This is a genomic window from Enterobacter roggenkampii, from assembly GCF_001729805.1.
Taxonomy (GTDB): Bacteria; Pseudomonadota; Gammaproteobacteria; order Enterobacterales; family Enterobacteriaceae; genus Enterobacter; species Enterobacter roggenkampii.
This window is the reverse complement of the sequence record NZ_CP017184.1, coordinates 1707916-1723073: the sequence shown is the minus strand read 5'-3', so window position 1 is coordinate 1723073 and position 15158 is coordinate 1707916. Positions and strand designations below refer to the sequence as shown.

General features: G+C 55.2%; 18 protein-coding genes. 12 read left to right on the top strand and 6 right to left on the bottom strand.

Translation table 11 applies throughout. The features are described 5' to 3' along the window. Positions 1 to 47 precede the first annotated feature (47 nt). The 4 genes from murJ to rimJ form a co-directional block, all read right to left on the bottom strand. On the bottom strand, positions 48 to 1583 hold the full coding sequence (gene murJ / locus BFV67_RS08005) for a murein biosynthesis integral membrane protein MurJ (RefSeq protein ID WP_008500819.1): 1536 nt from the start codon (positions 1581 to 1583) through the stop codon (positions 48 to 50). Positions 1584 to 1712: 129 nt separating this feature from the next. Further along, positions 1713 to 2636: a Gfo/Idh/MocA family protein gene (locus BFV67_RS08000; protein WP_069598121.1), complete on the bottom strand. Its 924-nt coding sequence runs from the start codon at positions 2634 to 2636 to the stop codon at positions 1713 to 1715. A 2-nt stretch (positions 2637 to 2638) separates the two neighbouring features. After that, positions 2639 to 3289, bottom strand: coding sequence for a YceH family protein (locus BFV67_RS07995; protein ID WP_021240772.1), 651 nt, complete (start codon positions 3287 to 3289; stop codon positions 2639 to 2641). Between the two features lie 9 nt (positions 3290 to 3298). Continuing rightward, positions 3299 to 3883, bottom strand: coding sequence for a ribosomal protein S5-alanine N-acetyltransferase (gene rimJ, locus BFV67_RS07990; RefSeq protein ID WP_008500822.1), 585 nt, complete (start codon positions 3881 to 3883; stop codon positions 3299 to 3301). Between the two features lie 236 nt (positions 3884 to 4119). On the opposite strand from rimJ, the gene mdtH reads away from it, so the two are divergent. The 9 genes from mdtH (at position 4120) to BFV67_RS07940 (ending at position 10798) form a co-directional block, all read left to right on the top strand. After that, positions 4120 to 5328 (top strand): multidrug efflux MFS transporter MdtH, encoded by a 1209-nt coding sequence (gene mdtH / locus BFV67_RS07985; RefSeq protein ID WP_069598120.1) that lies wholly within the window; start codon positions 4120 to 4122, stop codon positions 5326 to 5328. A gap of 123 nt (positions 5329 to 5451) precedes the next feature. Beyond that, the gene (locus BFV67_RS07980) at positions 5452 to 6012 is read left to right on the top strand and encodes a lipoprotein (RefSeq protein ID WP_008500824.1); all 561 of its coding nucleotides are present in this window, start codon (positions 5452 to 5454) and stop codon (positions 6010 to 6012) included. A gap of 127 nt (positions 6013 to 6139) precedes the next feature. Then, positions 6140 to 7186, top strand: coding sequence for a dihydroorotase (gene pyrC / locus BFV67_RS07975; RefSeq protein WP_069598119.1), 1047 nt, complete (start codon positions 6140 to 6142; stop codon positions 7184 to 7186). 74 nt (positions 7187 to 7260) lie between these two features. Beyond that, a complete protein-coding gene (gene dinI, locus BFV67_RS07970; protein ID WP_008500826.1) occupies positions 7261 to 7506 on the top strand; it encodes a DNA damage-inducible protein I in 246 nt (81 codons plus the stop codon). A 274-nt stretch (positions 7507 to 7780) separates the two neighbouring features. Then, on the top strand, positions 7781 to 8035 hold the full coding sequence (bssS, locus tag BFV67_RS07965; protein ID WP_008500827.1) for a biofilm formation regulator BssS: 255 nt from the start codon (positions 7781 to 7783) through the stop codon (positions 8033 to 8035). 116 nt (positions 8036 to 8151) lie between these two features. Continuing rightward, positions 8152 to 9270: an N-methyl-L-tryptophan oxidase gene (gene solA / locus BFV67_RS07960; protein WP_069598118.1), complete on the top strand. Its 1119-nt coding sequence runs from the start codon at positions 8152 to 8154 to the stop codon at positions 9268 to 9270. Between the two features lie 59 nt (positions 9271 to 9329). Continuing rightward, complete coding sequence (locus tag BFV67_RS07955) at positions 9330 to 9443, top strand: DUF2770 family protein (protein WP_021240776.1); 114 nt, start codon at positions 9330 to 9332, stop codon at positions 9441 to 9443. 208 nt (positions 9444 to 9651) lie between these two features. Continuing rightward, entirely contained in the window at positions 9652 to 10218 is a 567-nt protein-coding gene (locus BFV67_RS07945; protein WP_069598117.1) for a cytochrome b, read from the top strand. A 1-nt stretch (position 10219) separates the two neighbouring features. Continuing rightward, on the top strand, positions 10220 to 10798 hold the full coding sequence (locus BFV67_RS07940) for a YceI family protein (protein ID WP_008500830.1): 579 nt from the start codon (positions 10220 to 10222) through the stop codon (positions 10796 to 10798). A gap of 41 nt (positions 10799 to 10839) precedes the next feature. On the opposite strand, the gene trhO is transcribed toward BFV67_RS07940, so the two are convergent. Further along, complete coding sequence (gene trhO, locus BFV67_RS07935; protein WP_008500831.1) at positions 10840 to 11889, bottom strand: oxygen-dependent tRNA uridine(34) hydroxylase TrhO; 1050 nt, start codon at positions 11887 to 11889, stop codon at positions 10840 to 10842. 221 nt (positions 11890 to 12110) lie between these two features. Between trhO and BFV67_RS07930 the strand changes: the two genes are divergently transcribed. From BFV67_RS07930 to BFV67_RS07920, 3 genes are all read left to right on the top strand, one after another. Continuing rightward, positions 12111 to 13037 (top strand): Kdo(2)-lipid IV(A) acyltransferase, encoded by a 927-nt coding sequence (locus BFV67_RS07930; RefSeq protein WP_069598116.1) that lies wholly within the window; start codon positions 12111 to 12113, stop codon positions 13035 to 13037. A gap of 143 nt (positions 13038 to 13180) precedes the next feature. After that, positions 13181 to 14398, top strand: coding sequence for a multidrug efflux MFS transporter MdtG (gene mdtG / locus BFV67_RS07925; RefSeq protein ID WP_021240779.1), 1218 nt, complete (start codon positions 13181 to 13183; stop codon positions 14396 to 14398). A 96-nt stretch (positions 14399 to 14494) separates the two neighbouring features. Beyond that, positions 14495 to 14869, top strand: coding sequence for a MysB family protein (locus tag BFV67_RS07920; RefSeq protein WP_008500834.1), 375 nt, complete (start codon positions 14495 to 14497; stop codon positions 14867 to 14869). 6 nt (positions 14870 to 14875) lie between these two features. Here BFV67_RS07920 and BFV67_RS07915 read toward each other — a convergent pair whose 3' ends face one another. Beyond that, positions 14876 to 15103 carry a YceK/YidQ family lipoprotein gene (locus BFV67_RS07915; protein ID WP_008500835.1) on the bottom strand — a complete coding sequence of 76 codons (228 nt, stop codon included), beginning with the start codon at positions 15101 to 15103 and terminating at the stop codon, positions 14876 to 14878. Between the last annotated feature and the right edge of the window lie 55 nt (positions 15104 to 15158).

The following is a 15158-nucleotide window of genomic DNA, read 5'->3' as shown; positions in this document are numbered from 1 at the left end:
TAATCATGCAGTGGGGAGCACCATGAGGTGAACTCCCCTTTTGGCGTTTATGCCGTCCGGCGGGCAAACTCTTTGACTTTGAAACCCAGCACCGCGAGCGTGGCAAAGTACGCCACCACACCAACGCACACCACGGCCATCAGGCGCATCAGGCGATAAGGCATCGTGCCCAGGGACCACTCCGGCATCACGTGCATCATGCCAAGCAGCGCGGCAGACATCACCAGTACCGCAACGATCAGACGCACCAGGAAACTGCCCCAACCCGGCTGCGGCGTGAAAATATCCTGCTTGCGCAGCTGCCAGTACAGCAGGCCGGCATTCAGACAGGCCGCGAGACCAATCGATAATGACAGGCCGGCATGTTTCAGCGGACCAATAAACGCCAGGTTCATCAGCTGCGTCATAATCAGCGTCACGATGGCAATTTTTACCGGCGTTTTGATGTCCTGACGCGAGTAAAAGCCCGGCGCCAGCACTTTCACCACGATCAGCCCCATCAGTCCCACCGAGTAGGCAATCAGCGCGCGCTGGGTCATGGCGGCATCGAAGGCAGTGAATTTCCCGTACTGGAAGAGCGACACCGTCAGCGGTTTGGCCAGAATACCCAGCGCCACCGCGCTTGGCAGGGCCAGCAGGAAGCAAAGACGCAGGCCCCAGTCCATCAGGCGGCAATACTCATCATGATTGCCGCTGGCAAAACTTTTCGACAGCGACGGCAGCAGGATGGTCCCCAGCGCCACGCCCAGCACCCCGGACGGAAACTCCATCAGGCGGTCGGCGTAGTACATCCAGGAAACCGAGCCGGACACCAGGAACGAGGCAAAGATGGTGTTGATAATCAGCGAGATCTGGCTGACGGAAACGCCGAGAATGGCGGGCCCCATCTGCTTGATGACGCGCATCGCCCCGGCATCTTTGAAGTTGATGCGCGGCAGCACCAGCATGCCGATTTTTTTCAGGTGCGGCAGCTGATACGCCAGCTGCAGCACGCCGCCGACGGTGACCGCCCAGGCCAGCGCCAGCACCGGCGGGTTGAAGTGCGGGGCGGCGAACAGGGCAAAGCCGATCATGCTGACGTTAAGAAACGTCGGCGCAAACGCCGGTACAGAGAAGCGGTTCCAGGTATTGAGGATCGCCCCCACCAGCGAGGCCAGCGAGATCAGCAGAATATAGGGGAAAGTAATGCGCAACAGCTGCGAGGTCAGGGCAAACTTGTCGGCCGTATCGGCAAAGCCGGGCGCGGTCACCATAATGACCCAGGGCGCGGCCAGCATCCCGAGGACGGTCACCACCGCCAGCGCCAGCGTCAGCAGGCCGGAGACATAAGACACAAAGACGCGCGTGGCGTCCTCGCCCTGCTTGCTTTTATATTCTGCCAGGATCGGGACGAATGCCTGGGAAAACGCCCCTTCCGCAAAAATACGACGCAGCAGGTTCGGTAATTTGAACGCGACGAAAAAGGCGTCCGTGGCCATCCCTGCACCAAATACCCTTGCCACAATGGCGTCGCGCGCAAAACCCAGCACGCGGGAAAACATGGTCATCGAGCTGACGGCCGCCAGCGATTTTAATAAGTTCATTAACGTGAATTTCCAGAACCATACGGATTTCCAGGACGGGCAAGCGTAAGCGCCACCCGGCAAAGCCTACAAGCGGCGCTTAGTCTACCCGGATTTCAACGAATTACTATCCGCAGATGTTACAGCGAGTTATTCACTCATGGCCTCGCGCCAGAGCCTTTCCACAATGCGCTGCGCCATGATGGCCTGCTCGCCGGACGTTTCAGGAACCGTCTGATTTTGCACGCAGGTGATGAAGTGGCGGGCGCAACCGGCAAAACCGCGCTGTTCAAGCGTGCTCTGCCAGCCAGGCGCGGGGAGCGTCACCACGCCGCTGCCCTTCTCTTCCCGCCATTCACGCATGTCGGTAATGTCGTACAACGCGCCGTCGGTGACGGCCTGGACGCATTCTCGCTGGCTGCCGGCACGACGATGCATGCTGGTCGTGATCTGCAGATGGTCAATCGCGAAATGGTGTTCTGCGTAGACCATTTCACCCTGCTCGTTCGTGAGCAGCGTGCCACTTTGCAGCTGCGCGTTGCTACCGGCGAGCCACAGCGCCGTATCCACAACGTGGAGATAATCATCCAGCAGCGTGAAGCGCAGATCGTTTGGCCCGATGCTGTCCGTGCGGTGTTTATCCATCCGCAGCGAGGCAAGCGTGCCCGACTGTGCCTTAAGCTGCTGGTAAAGGGGCGCGAAGCGGCGGTTGAAGCCGACCATCAGCGTCAGTTTTTTACGCGCCGCCAGTTCAATCAGGCGTTCCGCGTCCGGAACATTTTCCGCCAGCGGTTTATCCACGCAAACGTGAACGCCCGCATTGAGCAGCTCGCTCACGACCTGATAGTGGGTAGACGTTGAGGTATGCACAAAGACCGCATCGCACTCGCGGGTCAGATCCTGAAGCGACGCCGCATACGGCATACGCCAGGTTTCGCAGATCCGCTCGGCCTTCTCGCGTGTGGGTGACCATGCCCCTTGCAGCGTCCAGTCCGTCGCTGCCCCCAGAACCGGCAGCCAGGCTTTTTGTGCAATACCGCCCAGCCCTACTACGCCAATGCGTAATTTTTTCACCGTCAGTCTCCCAAATGTGCCAGCAGGGCATCCAGACGCTGTTTCAGCCCGGCGACCTCGTCTTCCAGCGCCGCTACGCGGGCAACCAAATCATCATCTACGGCCGTTATGTCAGTTGCGCTGGATTTCACTGAACTATCAACGTCACCGCTGAACAGGTGCATATAGCGGCTTTCACGCTTGCCCGGCTCGCGCGCCAGACGCACCACGTAAGGACCGTCTTCACGCGCGGCCAGCCCTTCGAGGGTCTGCTCGACCTCCTGCATATCGCTGAACTCATGCATACGGGAAGCGCGCGTGCGCAGTTCTCCCGGCGTTTGCGCTCCGCGCAGCAACAGCGTGGTGATGACCGCCACTTCCGCACTGCTCAGCTTCAGGTCACCGAATTCGGAGTTACAGAAGCGCTGTTCGTATTTGGTCACGCGGTTGCCGAAGCCGCTGACGGTGCGGAGATAGTGACGTTTTACCAGCGCATCCAGCACGTCCTGAACCTCATGCTCGCTGAGGTTCATCACCGGCTCGCGGTTGGTCTTCTGGTTGCAGGCCATGGTCACGGCGTTGACGGACAGCGGATACTGCTCCGGCGTGGTGACCTGTTTTTCGAGTAAGCACCCAATCACGCGCGCTTCTGTACCGTTTAGCTGATACTTCATCTTTTCTCCTTAACGACCTGCAGTCCAGTCCCGGGTGGTTAATGCCGTCAGAACGTGGTCGCGCCACTCTCCGTCTATCAGCAGATAGTCTTTGGCGTAACCCTCTTTCTCGAACCCTAAACGCGCCAGCAGATTTCCGCTGCGCTGGTTATGCGGCATATAGTTCGCCATAATGCGATGAATGTGCTGGGTGCGTTGCATATAGCGGATCGCTACCGTCAGCGCCTCGTACATCAGCCCCTGCCCCTGCCACTTCTGGCCGATGGAGTAGCCCAGGTAGCAGGCGTGAAACGATCCCCGCACCACGTTTGAAAAATTGGCGATCCCGATAATCTCTTTCTCTTCAGGATCCAGCAGCGCGAAATAAAACGCGCTGCCCTGCTTGTGAAATTCCGTAATCATGCTGAGGCGCGCCTGCCAGCCGGAAGGGTAACAATGGCTCTCATCCCGAACGGGTTCCCAGGGTTTTAAAAACTGGCGATTCTCGGCGTAATAATCCGCCAGACGCCAGGCATCACGCTCATGCACCAGACGAACGACCAGCCTGTCCGTTGTCAGACGCACTTTTGGCACATTGCTGCGATAGCCAAACATCGATACCACTCCTTCCCGTCACTTCAGCTTGCCCATTAGCTTTACTATACCTGCGCCTGCGCCGTCTGTGAAAACAGTGACATACCATTTTCACCTCTTTTCACATTTTTCGATGAGAACTCTCTATCAAAGCACCCTTTTGATAAAAAAATATTGTCACGTGCAGGGGTGGGAAAAAACGCGGCGACACCGCAGAATGTTAGCGTGCTCACCATCTTATTTTCCCTGGAGGGAAAATGTCCCGCGTATCACAGGCCAGGAGCCTGGGTAAATATTTCCTGCTCGTCGATAACATGCTGGTCGTGCTCGGCTTTTTTGTCGTTTTTCCGCTTATTTCGATCCGCTTTGTCGATCAGATGGGCTGGGCGGCATTAATGGTCGGCATTGCCCTGGGGCTACGCCAGTTTGTCCAGCAGGGCCTGGGCGTCTTTGGCGGGGCTATCGCTGACCGCTTTGGCGCGAAACCGATGATCGTCACCGGTATGCTGCTGCGCGCGGCAGGGTTTGCCACGATGGCGGTCGCCCAGGAGCCCTGGCTGCTCTGGTTCTCCTGTTTCCTCTCCGGTATCGGGGGCACGCTGTTCGATCCGCCCCGCACCGCGCTGGTGGTAAAGCTGATTCGCCCGCAGCACCGCGGCCGTTTCTTCTCGATTCTGATGATGCAGGACAGCGCCGGGGCGGTTATCGGCGCCCTGCTGGGAAGCTGGCTGCTGCAGTATGACTTCCGTCTGGTCTGCGCGGCTGGGGCGGTGCTCTTTATGCTGTGCGCGCTGTTTAATGGCCTGTTCCTGCCGGCATGGAAACTGTCAAGGGTGAAAGCGCCGGTTCGGGAAGGGCTGGGCCGCGTCCTGCGCGACAGACGTTTTGTCACCTATGTGTTGACCCTGACGGGATATTACATGCTGGCCGTGCAGGTCATGCTGATGCTGCCGATCATGGTTAACGACATTGCAGGTACCCCTGCGGCGGTGAAATGGATGTACGCCATCGAAGCCTGCCTGTCGTTAACGCTCCTCTATCCGATTGCCCGCTGGAGCGAGCGGCGTTTTCGCCTGGAGCATCGCCTGATGGCCGGACTGTTCCTGATGACGCTGAGCATGATGCCGATCGGCCTGGTGAACACGCTCCAGCAGCTGTTTACGCTGATTTGCACGTTCTATATTGGCTCGATCATCGCCGAGCCTGCCCGCGAAACGCTGAGCGCCTCGCTTGCGGATGCGCGTGCACGCGGCAGCTATATGGGGTTCAGCCGACTGGGGCTGGCGCTTGGCGGGGCATTAGGTTACGCCGGCGGCGGCTGGTTGTTTGATGCTGGCAAAGCGTTAAATCAACCTGAACTTCCGTGGATGATGCTGGGCGTGGTGGGCTTTATGACGCTACTCGCCCTGTGGTGGCAGTTCAGCCAGAAACGCAGCGCGAGCGGCATGCTCGAGCCTGGCGCGTAGCCTTTCCCTCGGGCGGGAGCCCTTCCCGCCCCACTTCTCAGTTTTTTCTGCTGGTTTCTGCCCATTCACGCTGACATACTGGCGTAACAGGACAGAAGCGCCGATTTTTCGTTGAGGAACACTATGAAGAAAATTGTCTTAGCCGCGGCATTGATTGTCAGCGGCCTGCTGGTTGGCTGTAACCAGCTCACGCAATACACCGTCAGTGAACAGGAAATTAATCAGGCGCTGGAAAAACATAACAATTTCTCGAAAGACATTGGCGTACCGGGTCTTGCCGATGCGCATATCGTGCTCACAAACCTCACCAGTCAAATCGGACGTGAAGAGCCAAACAAAGTCACCCTGGCCGGTGATGCGGACCTCGATATGTCCTCCCTTTTTGGCAATCAGAAAGCCAACATCAAGCTCAAGCTGAAGGCACTCCCTGTTTTCAACAAAGAGAAAGGGGCGATTTTCCTGCAGGAGATGGAAGTGGTCGACGCGAAGGTGTCTCCGGACAAGATGGCGCCAGTTCTGCAAACCCTCATGCCCTATCTGAATCAGTCGCTGCGGAATTACTTTAACCAGCAGCCCGCGTACGTCTTAAGTGAAGACAAAAGCAAGGGTGAAGCTCTGGCGAAAAAATATGCAAAAGGTATAGAGGTGAAACCGGGCGAAATTATCATTCCTTTCACCGATTAACCTGAAGGGCGCTGAGGCGCCCTTTTTTTTCACGGAAAAGTGTGCAAACGAAAACGTTTCCGCTTATGATTTGTGTCCGGCAAAAACAGCCATCCTTATGACTGATTCCTGACAAGCCGGAGCTTCCATGACTGCACAACCCCAGGTTCTTAAAATCCGCCGCCCTGACGACTGGCATATCCATCTGCGTGATGGCGATATGCTGAAAACCGTCGTGCCTTATACCAGCGAAATTTATGGCCGCGCGATTGTCATGCCTAACCTGGTGCCACCAGTCACCACCGTCGATGCCGCGATAGCCTATCGCCAGCGCATTCTCGACGCCGTTCCTGCGGGACACGATTTTACCCCGTTGATGACCTGCTATCTGACCGATTCACTGGATCCGAACGAAGTGGAGCGCGGGTTTAACGAAGGCGTCTTTACGGCAGCGAAACTCTACCCGGCGAATGCCACCACCAACTCCAGCCACGGCGTCACCAGCATTGATGCCATTATGCCGGTGCTGGAACGCATGCAGAAACTGGGTATGCCGCTGCTGGTTCACGGCGAAGTAACGCATGCCGAGATTGATATCTTCGACCGCGAAGCCCGTTTTATCGAGACCGTGATGGAGCCTTTGCGCCAGCGCCTGCCCGCGCTGAAGGTGGTCTTCGAGCATATCACCACCAAAGACGCGGCAGAGTACGTGCGTGACGGCAACGATCTTATCGCCGCCACCATTACGCCACAGCACCTGATGTTTAACCGTAACCACATGCTGGTGGGCGGGGTGCGCCCTCACCTCTACTGCCTGCCTATTCTTAAGCGCAACATCCACCAGCAGGCGCTGCGCGAGCTGGTCGCCAGCGGGTTCTCCCGCGCGTTCCTCGGTACCGATTCCGCGCCTCACGGCCGCCATCGTAAAGAGGCAAGCTGCGGCTGCGCGGGCTGCTTCAACGCCCCAACGGCGCTTGCCAGCTACGCAACCGTGTTTGAAGAGATGAACGCGCTGGAACATTTCGAAGCATTCTGCTCCCTTAACGGCCCGCGCTTCTACGGCCTGCCGGTCAACGACACCTTCATCGAACTGGAGCGTAAAGCGAGCCACGTTGAGGAGTCCATTGCGCTGACGGACGACACGCTGATTCCCTTCCTGGCGGGTGAAACCGTAAGCTGGACGGTAAAACGTTAAAAAATCAGTGCCCCTTGTTGTCAAACTGATTATATACCTGTATAAATAAACAGTATATTACACAGGGGGCATTTATGCGTATTGAAGTCACCATAGCCAAAACTACCGTTCTGCCTGCCGGCGCGCTTGATGCACTGGCAGGCGAATTATCCCGTCGTATTAACAACACCTTTCCCGACAACGCGGGTGCCGTCACGGTGCGTTACGCCGCGGCGAACAACCTCTCCGTCATTGGCGCCGCAAAAGAAGATAAAGATCGCATCAGCGAAATCCTCCAGGAAACGTGGGAAAGCGCTGACGACTGGTTCATCACGGATTAACACTGCTCCCTCATTGTGTTTTTTTGCCGGGTCGCCCCGGCTTTTTTTTGCCTCATAATCCTGTAAGTTCAAAATAATTCGGCATCTTCTTTAAAAATCGTGAACGAGATGGTGTTTTATTGTTCGAACAATCCTAAAAAGCAGAAAAATGTGTTGCCACCTGTTTATTTTTCCCTTCGGAACCCTTATTACTTGGTATACTGAAGTTGCTTTCAGAAAAACATGCATTGAACCTCAAAGCCGTTGTCTTCTAACACGCATTAAGGGGGTTATAATGGAAAAGAATAGTGAAGTCATCCAGACCCACCCACTTGTTGGCTGGGATATCAGTACCGTAGATAGCTACGATGCGCTGATGCTGCGTTTGCACTACCAGACCCCAAATCAACTCAACCGTGAAGAAGCGGAAGTTGGACAGACGCTGTGGCTAACAACAGACGTCGCCCGTCAGTTTATTTCTATTTTAGAAGCAGGTATTGCAAAAATAGAATCTGGCGACTACCAGGAAAATGAGTATAAACGGCACTAAGCTTATGCCCACTTTTCTCTCTACAGGCACCCTCGCGGTGCCTTATTTATTTCTCCCTTGTCTAACCCCGCGTTGTTAATTACTCTGCTAACAAAACATCAGTTTATGAGATGCATATGAGATACGACTTAATCATTATTGGCAGCGGCTCCGTAGGATCTGCCGCAGGCTATTACGCAACACAGGCTGGTCTGAAGGTTCTGATGATCGATAGCCATCTGCCTCCTCATGCGGAAGGCAGCCATCATGGCGATACCCGCCTCATCCGCCATGCGTACGGTGAAGGTGAACGCTACGTTCCGCTGGTGCTTCGCGCCCAGACGCTGTGGGATGAACTGGCGAAACAGACCGAAGATCGTATTTTCGAGCGTACGGGCGTCATCAACCTGGGCCCGGCACATTCTGCGTTTCTCGCTGGCGTCGAACGCAGCGCGAAAGCGTTTAATCTGGACGTTGAGAAGCTGGACGCGACGGGCATTACCGCACGCTGGCCCGAAATTACCGTCCCGGACGATTATATTGGCCTCTTTGAAGCCCACTCCGGGGTGCTCCATTGCGAAACGGCGATCAAAACCTGGATCGAGCTTGCTGCGAAGGCAGGCTGCGCGCAGCTATTCAACTGTCCGGTAGAGGCCATCACCCATGATGATAATGGCATCACGGTCACCACTATTGACGGCGATTATTCAGCGTCCCGCCTGCTGGTCAGCGCAGGTACCTGGGTTACCCGCCTGCTGCCCGATCTGCCGATCCAGCCGGTGCGCAAGGTCTTCTCCTGGTTCCAGTCGGATGGCCGTTACAGCGCCCAGAATAAATTCCCGGCCTTCACCGGCGAATTACCCAACGGCGACCAGTTCTACGGCTTCCCGTCAGAAAAAGACGCGCTGAAAATCGGTAAACACAACGGCGGCCAGGCGATCTCCTCCCCTGAAGAGCGTAAACCTTTCGGCGCCTTCCCACAGGATGGTTCAGAGGCCTTCTCGTTCCTGCGCACTATTCTTCCGGGCGTCGGTGGCTTGCTGTATGGCGCGGCCTGTACCTACGACAATACGCCGGATGAAGACTTTATCATTGATACGCTGCCGGGGCATGACAACACCCTGCTCATCACTGGACTGAGCGGCCACGGCTTTAAGTTTGCTTCCGTTCTGGGTGAAATCGCCGCGCAGTTTGCCCAGGGCATTGCGCCGCAGTTTGATCTGACGCCCTTCTCCCTCTCGCGTTTTAACGGATAATCCGCACGGGCGCCGGAGGTCACGGGGCCCGCTTCATTCACACCGCATGTTGGGGCGTTATGCGCAAGATCGTTAGCTTTCTGATGAATAATATTCGCGAGCATTTTATGCTCTATCTCTTATTGTGGGCGCTGCTGGCCATTATTGATTTTGTTTACATTGTATTTTATTGAAAAGCCTTACTGACAATAATTGACGTTAATTTATCTTTATTGAAACTTATAATTTCATCTTGCACGAAGAGATTGAATTAGCGTTAGCGATCCTTTTCAAAATTGCTGAAATAAATAAAATAAAAATCAATAGCCAATTTTTTCAGTTGCAATATCCCGCCTTCCCGTTCATTTTTACCCTTCGGTTAATTTGAAAATGGACATTCTGATGCAATGGCGTAACTCTTCCCGGCGCTACGGAATAATATCCATAGCTTTGCACTGGATATTTGCTCTTGCCGTCTACGGTATGTTTGGACTTGGACTCTGGATGGTCACGCTCAGCTATTACGATGGCTGGTATCACCAGGCGCCGGAATTGCATAAAAGTATTGGTGTCCTGCTGATGCTGGGGCTGGTTTTCCGCGTGATCTGGCGGCACATTTCCCCACCGCCCGGCGCGCAAAAGACTCACAGCAAATTTACCCGCGTCAGCGCAGTCGCCGCGCATATTGCCCTTTATGCGCTGCTGTTTGCCATCCTGATTAGCGGCTATCTTATTTCGACGGCTGACGGTAAGCCGATTAACGTTTTTGGCCTGTTCGAGGTTCCGGCAACCCTTAGCGATGCCGGCGTTCAGGCCGACACGGCGGGGGTTGTTCACCTCTGGCTCGCCTGGAGCGTGGTGATTCTGTCCGTGCTGCACGGGCTTGCCGCCCTTAAACACCATTTTATTGATAAAGACGATACGCTAAAGCGCATGCTTGGCCGCTCGTCAGTTGACTCTGGAGCATAAAATGAAAAAACACCTGCTGGGTATCGCACTGGGTTCTTTGTTATTCACCGCCGGCTCCGCCGTGGCGGCGGATTATAAAATAGATAAAGAGGGCCAGCACGCTTTCGTCAATTTCCGTATTCAGCACCTGGGATATAGCTGGCTGTACGGCACCTTTAAGGATTTTGACGGCACATTCACCTTTGACGAAAAAAATCCCGCAGCCGATAAAGTCAATGTGACCATTAATACGAACAGCGTCGACACGAACCACGCAGAGCGCGATAAACATCTGCGCAGTGGGGAATTCCTCAACGTCGCGAAATTCCCGCAGGCGACCTTCACTTCTACTGAGGTGAAGAAAGAGGGTGATAAGCTGAATATTACCGGCAACCTGACGCTTAACGGCGTAACCAAACCGGTCACGCTTGATGCGAAATTACTGGGCCAGGGTGACGATCCGTGGGGCGGTAAACGCGCAGGCTTCGAAGCGGCAGGGAAAATTCACCTGAAAGATTTTAACATCACAACGGATTTAGGCCCGGCGTCTCAGGACGTGGAGCTGATTATTTCCGTTGAAGGTGTACAGCAGAAATCATAATAACTTCGCCCGGCAGGCTTTTGCCGTGCCGGGCGTTATTATCATTCCGGGTCAGGGATACCCAGTTTGGTATTCAGACGACCGCGAGATTTATTGAAAATCTTGTTGCCGTTTTCACGTCCTGCGCGACGGCGACGCTGCTCTTCTTCCGGCAGGATGCTCTCTTCACTGCACAGCTCGCTGCAGCAACCGTTAAACTTCTCGGCACAGGCCGGGCACTGAATGAACAGCAGATGACAACCGTCGTTTTTGCAGTTGGTGTGGGTATCGCACGGCGCGCCGCACTGGTGGCACTGGGCGATGACGTCATCCGAAATACGTTCACCCATACGCTCGTCAAAGACAAAGTTTTTCCCGATAAAGCGTACCGGCAGCCCCTGTTCACGGGCGCGGCGAGCGTACTCAATAATGCCGCCTTCAATGTGCCAGACTTTATTGAAGCCGTTGTGCTTCATCCACGCGCTGGCTTTCTCACAGCGGATACCGCCGGTGCAGTACATAACGATCTTTTTATCTTTATGCTCCTGCATCATCTCAACCGCTTTCGGCAACTGCTCGCGGAAGGTATCAGCAGGAATCTCCATCGCATTCTCGAAATGCCCCACTTCATACTCATAGTGGTTACGCATATCGATGAACACGGCATCCGGATCGTCCAGCATCGCATTCACTTCCGCCGCCTTCAGATATTCACCGACGTCCGCCGGGTTAAACTCCGGATCGTCGATACCGTCCGCCACGATGCGTTCACGCACCTTCATGCGCAGCACCCAGAAGGATTTCCCGTCATCATCCAGGGCAATGTTCAGGCGTAAGCCGTTAAGGGCCGGGTCAAATTGATAAAGTACGTCGCGGAAGGCGCTGACTTTGCTTTCCGGTACGCTAATCTGCGCGTTGATGCCTTCACGGGCAAGGTAGACGCGGCCGAAGACGTTCAGCGCCGTGAACGCCTGATAAAGCGCATCTCGGGTCGCCTGCGGATCGTCGATCGTGAAGTATTTATAGAATGAGATGGTTGTGCGCGGTTCGGTTTCAGCCAACATACGCGCTTTTAACATCTCGTTCGAAACGCGGTTGTGTAACACTGGCATGGTGTACAGTCCTGGAGTCGTTAGAGAGAATGAAAAATCGGTCGGCATCATATAGCAAACAAAACCAATTTACATCCACACAATTTACGCTACATTTCACACACCCTGATTAATCAGGATTAACAATTGCTGTATTCGTGCACGCTTCGAAAGCAGATATTTTGGCTACGCCTCAAAAAATGAGACACTAGCGAAACAGGACGTTTGAACACAGGAAAGACATGACCCAGTTACCAAAATTTACTGCCGCCCTTTTGCATCCCCGCTATTGGTTGACCTGGCTTGGCATCGGCTTTTTATGGCTTCTGGTACAGCTTCCCTACCCTGTTATTTTTCGGTTGGGTAAATTTCTGGGCCGTTTCGCACAACTGTTTATGAAGCGTCGCGCCAGAATCGCGTACCGCAACCTTGAGCTGTGTTTTCCGCAGATGAGCGACTCAGAGCGTCACAATATGGTCGCGAAGAACTTCGAATCCGTTGGGATGGGCCTTATGGAAACCGGCATGGCGTGGTTCTGGCCGGACAAACGCATGGCCCGCTGGAGCGAGGTAACGGGAACCGGCATGGATCCCGTGCATACGCTTCAGGCCAACCAGACGGGCGTTCTGCTGATCGGCGTCCATTTTCTGACGCTCGAAATCGGGGCGCGTATGTTCGGCATGCAGGCGCCCGGCATTGGCGTTTATCGCCCTAACGATAACCCGGTCATCGATTTAATCCAGACCAACGGCCGCATGCGCTCCAACAAAAGCATGATCGACCGTAAAGATCTGAAGGGAATGATCCGTGCGCTGAAATCCGGCGAAGTGGTCTGGTATGCCCCCGACCACGACTATGGCCCACAGGCCAGCGTTTTTGTCCCCTTCTTCGCCGTTGAAGAGGCCGCCACAACCACCGGCACCTGGATGCTGGCGCGGATGTCCAAATCCGCCATCGTACCCTTTGTTCCCCGCCGCAAGCCTGACGGTTCGGGCTACGAGTTGATGATGCTGGAACCGGAACTCGCGCCGCCGCTTGACGATGCAGAAACCACCGCGCGCTGGATGAACGGTATCGTAGAGAAATGCATCATGCTCGCACCCGAGCAGTACATGTGGTTGCACCGCCGCTTTAAAACGCGGCCAAAAGGCACGCCGTCCCGCTATTGATTTTCAGGATGCGATCCTCAGGGTCGCATCCTGTTTTAGCTTTAAAAGCTCCCCCTCATTGCGGCAATCATAACCCAGGCGCATAATTAGCAGGCTTATTACTTCTTGCTTCAGGTGCTCAGCACCTCATTATGCGGATTGTTATGTCACCTTCAGATGCCCCCATAAACTGGAAGCGTAACCTCACGGTTGCGTGGCTTGGCTGTTTTCTCACCGGCGCGGCGTTTAGCCTGGTCATGCCTTTTCTGCCGCTCTATGTTGAACAGCTGGGCGTGACGGGCCATAGCGCGCTCAATATGTGGTCCGGCCTGGTATTCAGCATCACGTTCCTGTTCTCCGCGATAGCCTCGCCCTTCTGGGGCGGCCTTGCCGACCGCAAGGGGCGTAAAATCATGCTGCTGCGCTCGGCGCTGGGGATGGCCATTATCATGGCGCTGATGGGCGTGGCGCAGAACGTCTGGCAGTTCCTGATTTTGCGCGCGTTGCTGGGTTTGCTGGGAGGATTTATTCCCAATGCCAATGCCCTGATTGCCACGCAAATTCCTCGCCATAAGAGCGGCTGGGCGCTGGGCACGCTCTCAACCGGCGGCGTAAGCGGTGCCCTGCTGGGTCCACTGGCCGGCGGACTCATGGCCGATAGCTATGGCCTGCGTCCGGTGTTCTTTATCACCGCCTGCGTGCTGTTCCTGTGCTTTGTTGTCACCCTGCTCTGTATTCGGGAAAACTTCACGCCCGTTGCGAAGAAAGAGATGCTACACGCCAGGGAGGTGCTGACCTCGCTTAAAAATCCCAGACTGGTGCTGAGCCTGTTCGTGACGACCCTGATTATTCAGGTCGCAACCGGATCGATTGCCCCTATCCTCACGCTGTACGTTCGCGATCTGGCGGGGAACGTCAGCAATATCGCGTTTATCAGCGGGCTGATCGCCTCCGTGCCCGGGGTGGCGGCGCTGCTTAGCGCGCCGAGGCTGGGGAAACTGGGGGACCGCGTCGGTCCGGAAAAAATTCTGATCTGTGCGCTGGTGATCTCCGTCCTGCTGCTGATCCCCATGTCGATGGTGCACTCTCCGTGGCAGCTGGGCTTACTTCGCTTTTTGCTTGGTGCCGCAGACGGGGCCTTGCTGCCCGCCGTACAGACCCTGCTGGTTTACAACTCCACGAACCAGATTGCCGGGCGGATCTTCAGCTATAACCAGTCATTTCGCGACATCGGTAACGTCACCGGACCGCTTCTCGGGGCGAGCATCTCCGCCAGCTTCGGTTTTCGCGCCGTCTTTATCGTGACGGCGGGCGTGGTACTGTTTAATGCAATTTATTCGTGGTTCAGTTTATCCCGCGCGCTACGGCCAGTGGCGGAATAAGACGAACGCCTGACGCTTATTTTCGCATTCATACTTGCAGAATCGGATATTCAGCTATTCTTTCCCTGAAACCTTCTGGAAAACAGGGAGACACCAATGACCATGTACGCCACGCTGGAAGAAGCTATTGATGCCGCTCGTGAAGAGTTCCTCGCCGACAACCCCGGCGTTGAAGAAGAAGATGCTGACGTGCAACAACTTAATATCCAGAAATACGTTCTGCAGGATGGGGATATTATGTGGCAGGCCGAATTCTTTGCCGATGAAGGTGAAGAAGGGGAATGCCTGCCGGTCCTGAGCGGTGAAGGTGCGCAGGCCGTCTTTGATGGCGACTATGATGAAATCGAACTGCGGCAGGAATGGCTGGAAGAGAACACATTGCACGAGTGGGATGAGGGCGAATTTCAGCTCGAGCCACCGCTGGATACGGAAGAAGGTCAAACCGCAGCCGATGAGTGGGACGAGCGTTAATTTACGCTACTCGTAAGGGCCGTGGCTGGCATCGATCGGCAGCAGCAGCGTGTCGAAAATTAGCGAGAATGGCAGATCCAGCACGGTGAGGTAGCGCCATGCGGAGTCTCGGAGATCCCATTTCACACCCGGGTAATACTGATTCCCGTGGCCCTGCCCTGGAATGGTGCGGCTGATGATGCTGCCGCAGCCGCTGAGCAGACATGCCATCAGAACGACGATGATGATTCTCATGAGTAACCTCTAAAAAAATACCGGCGATTATGCCGGTATTTTAGTTGGCGGGAGG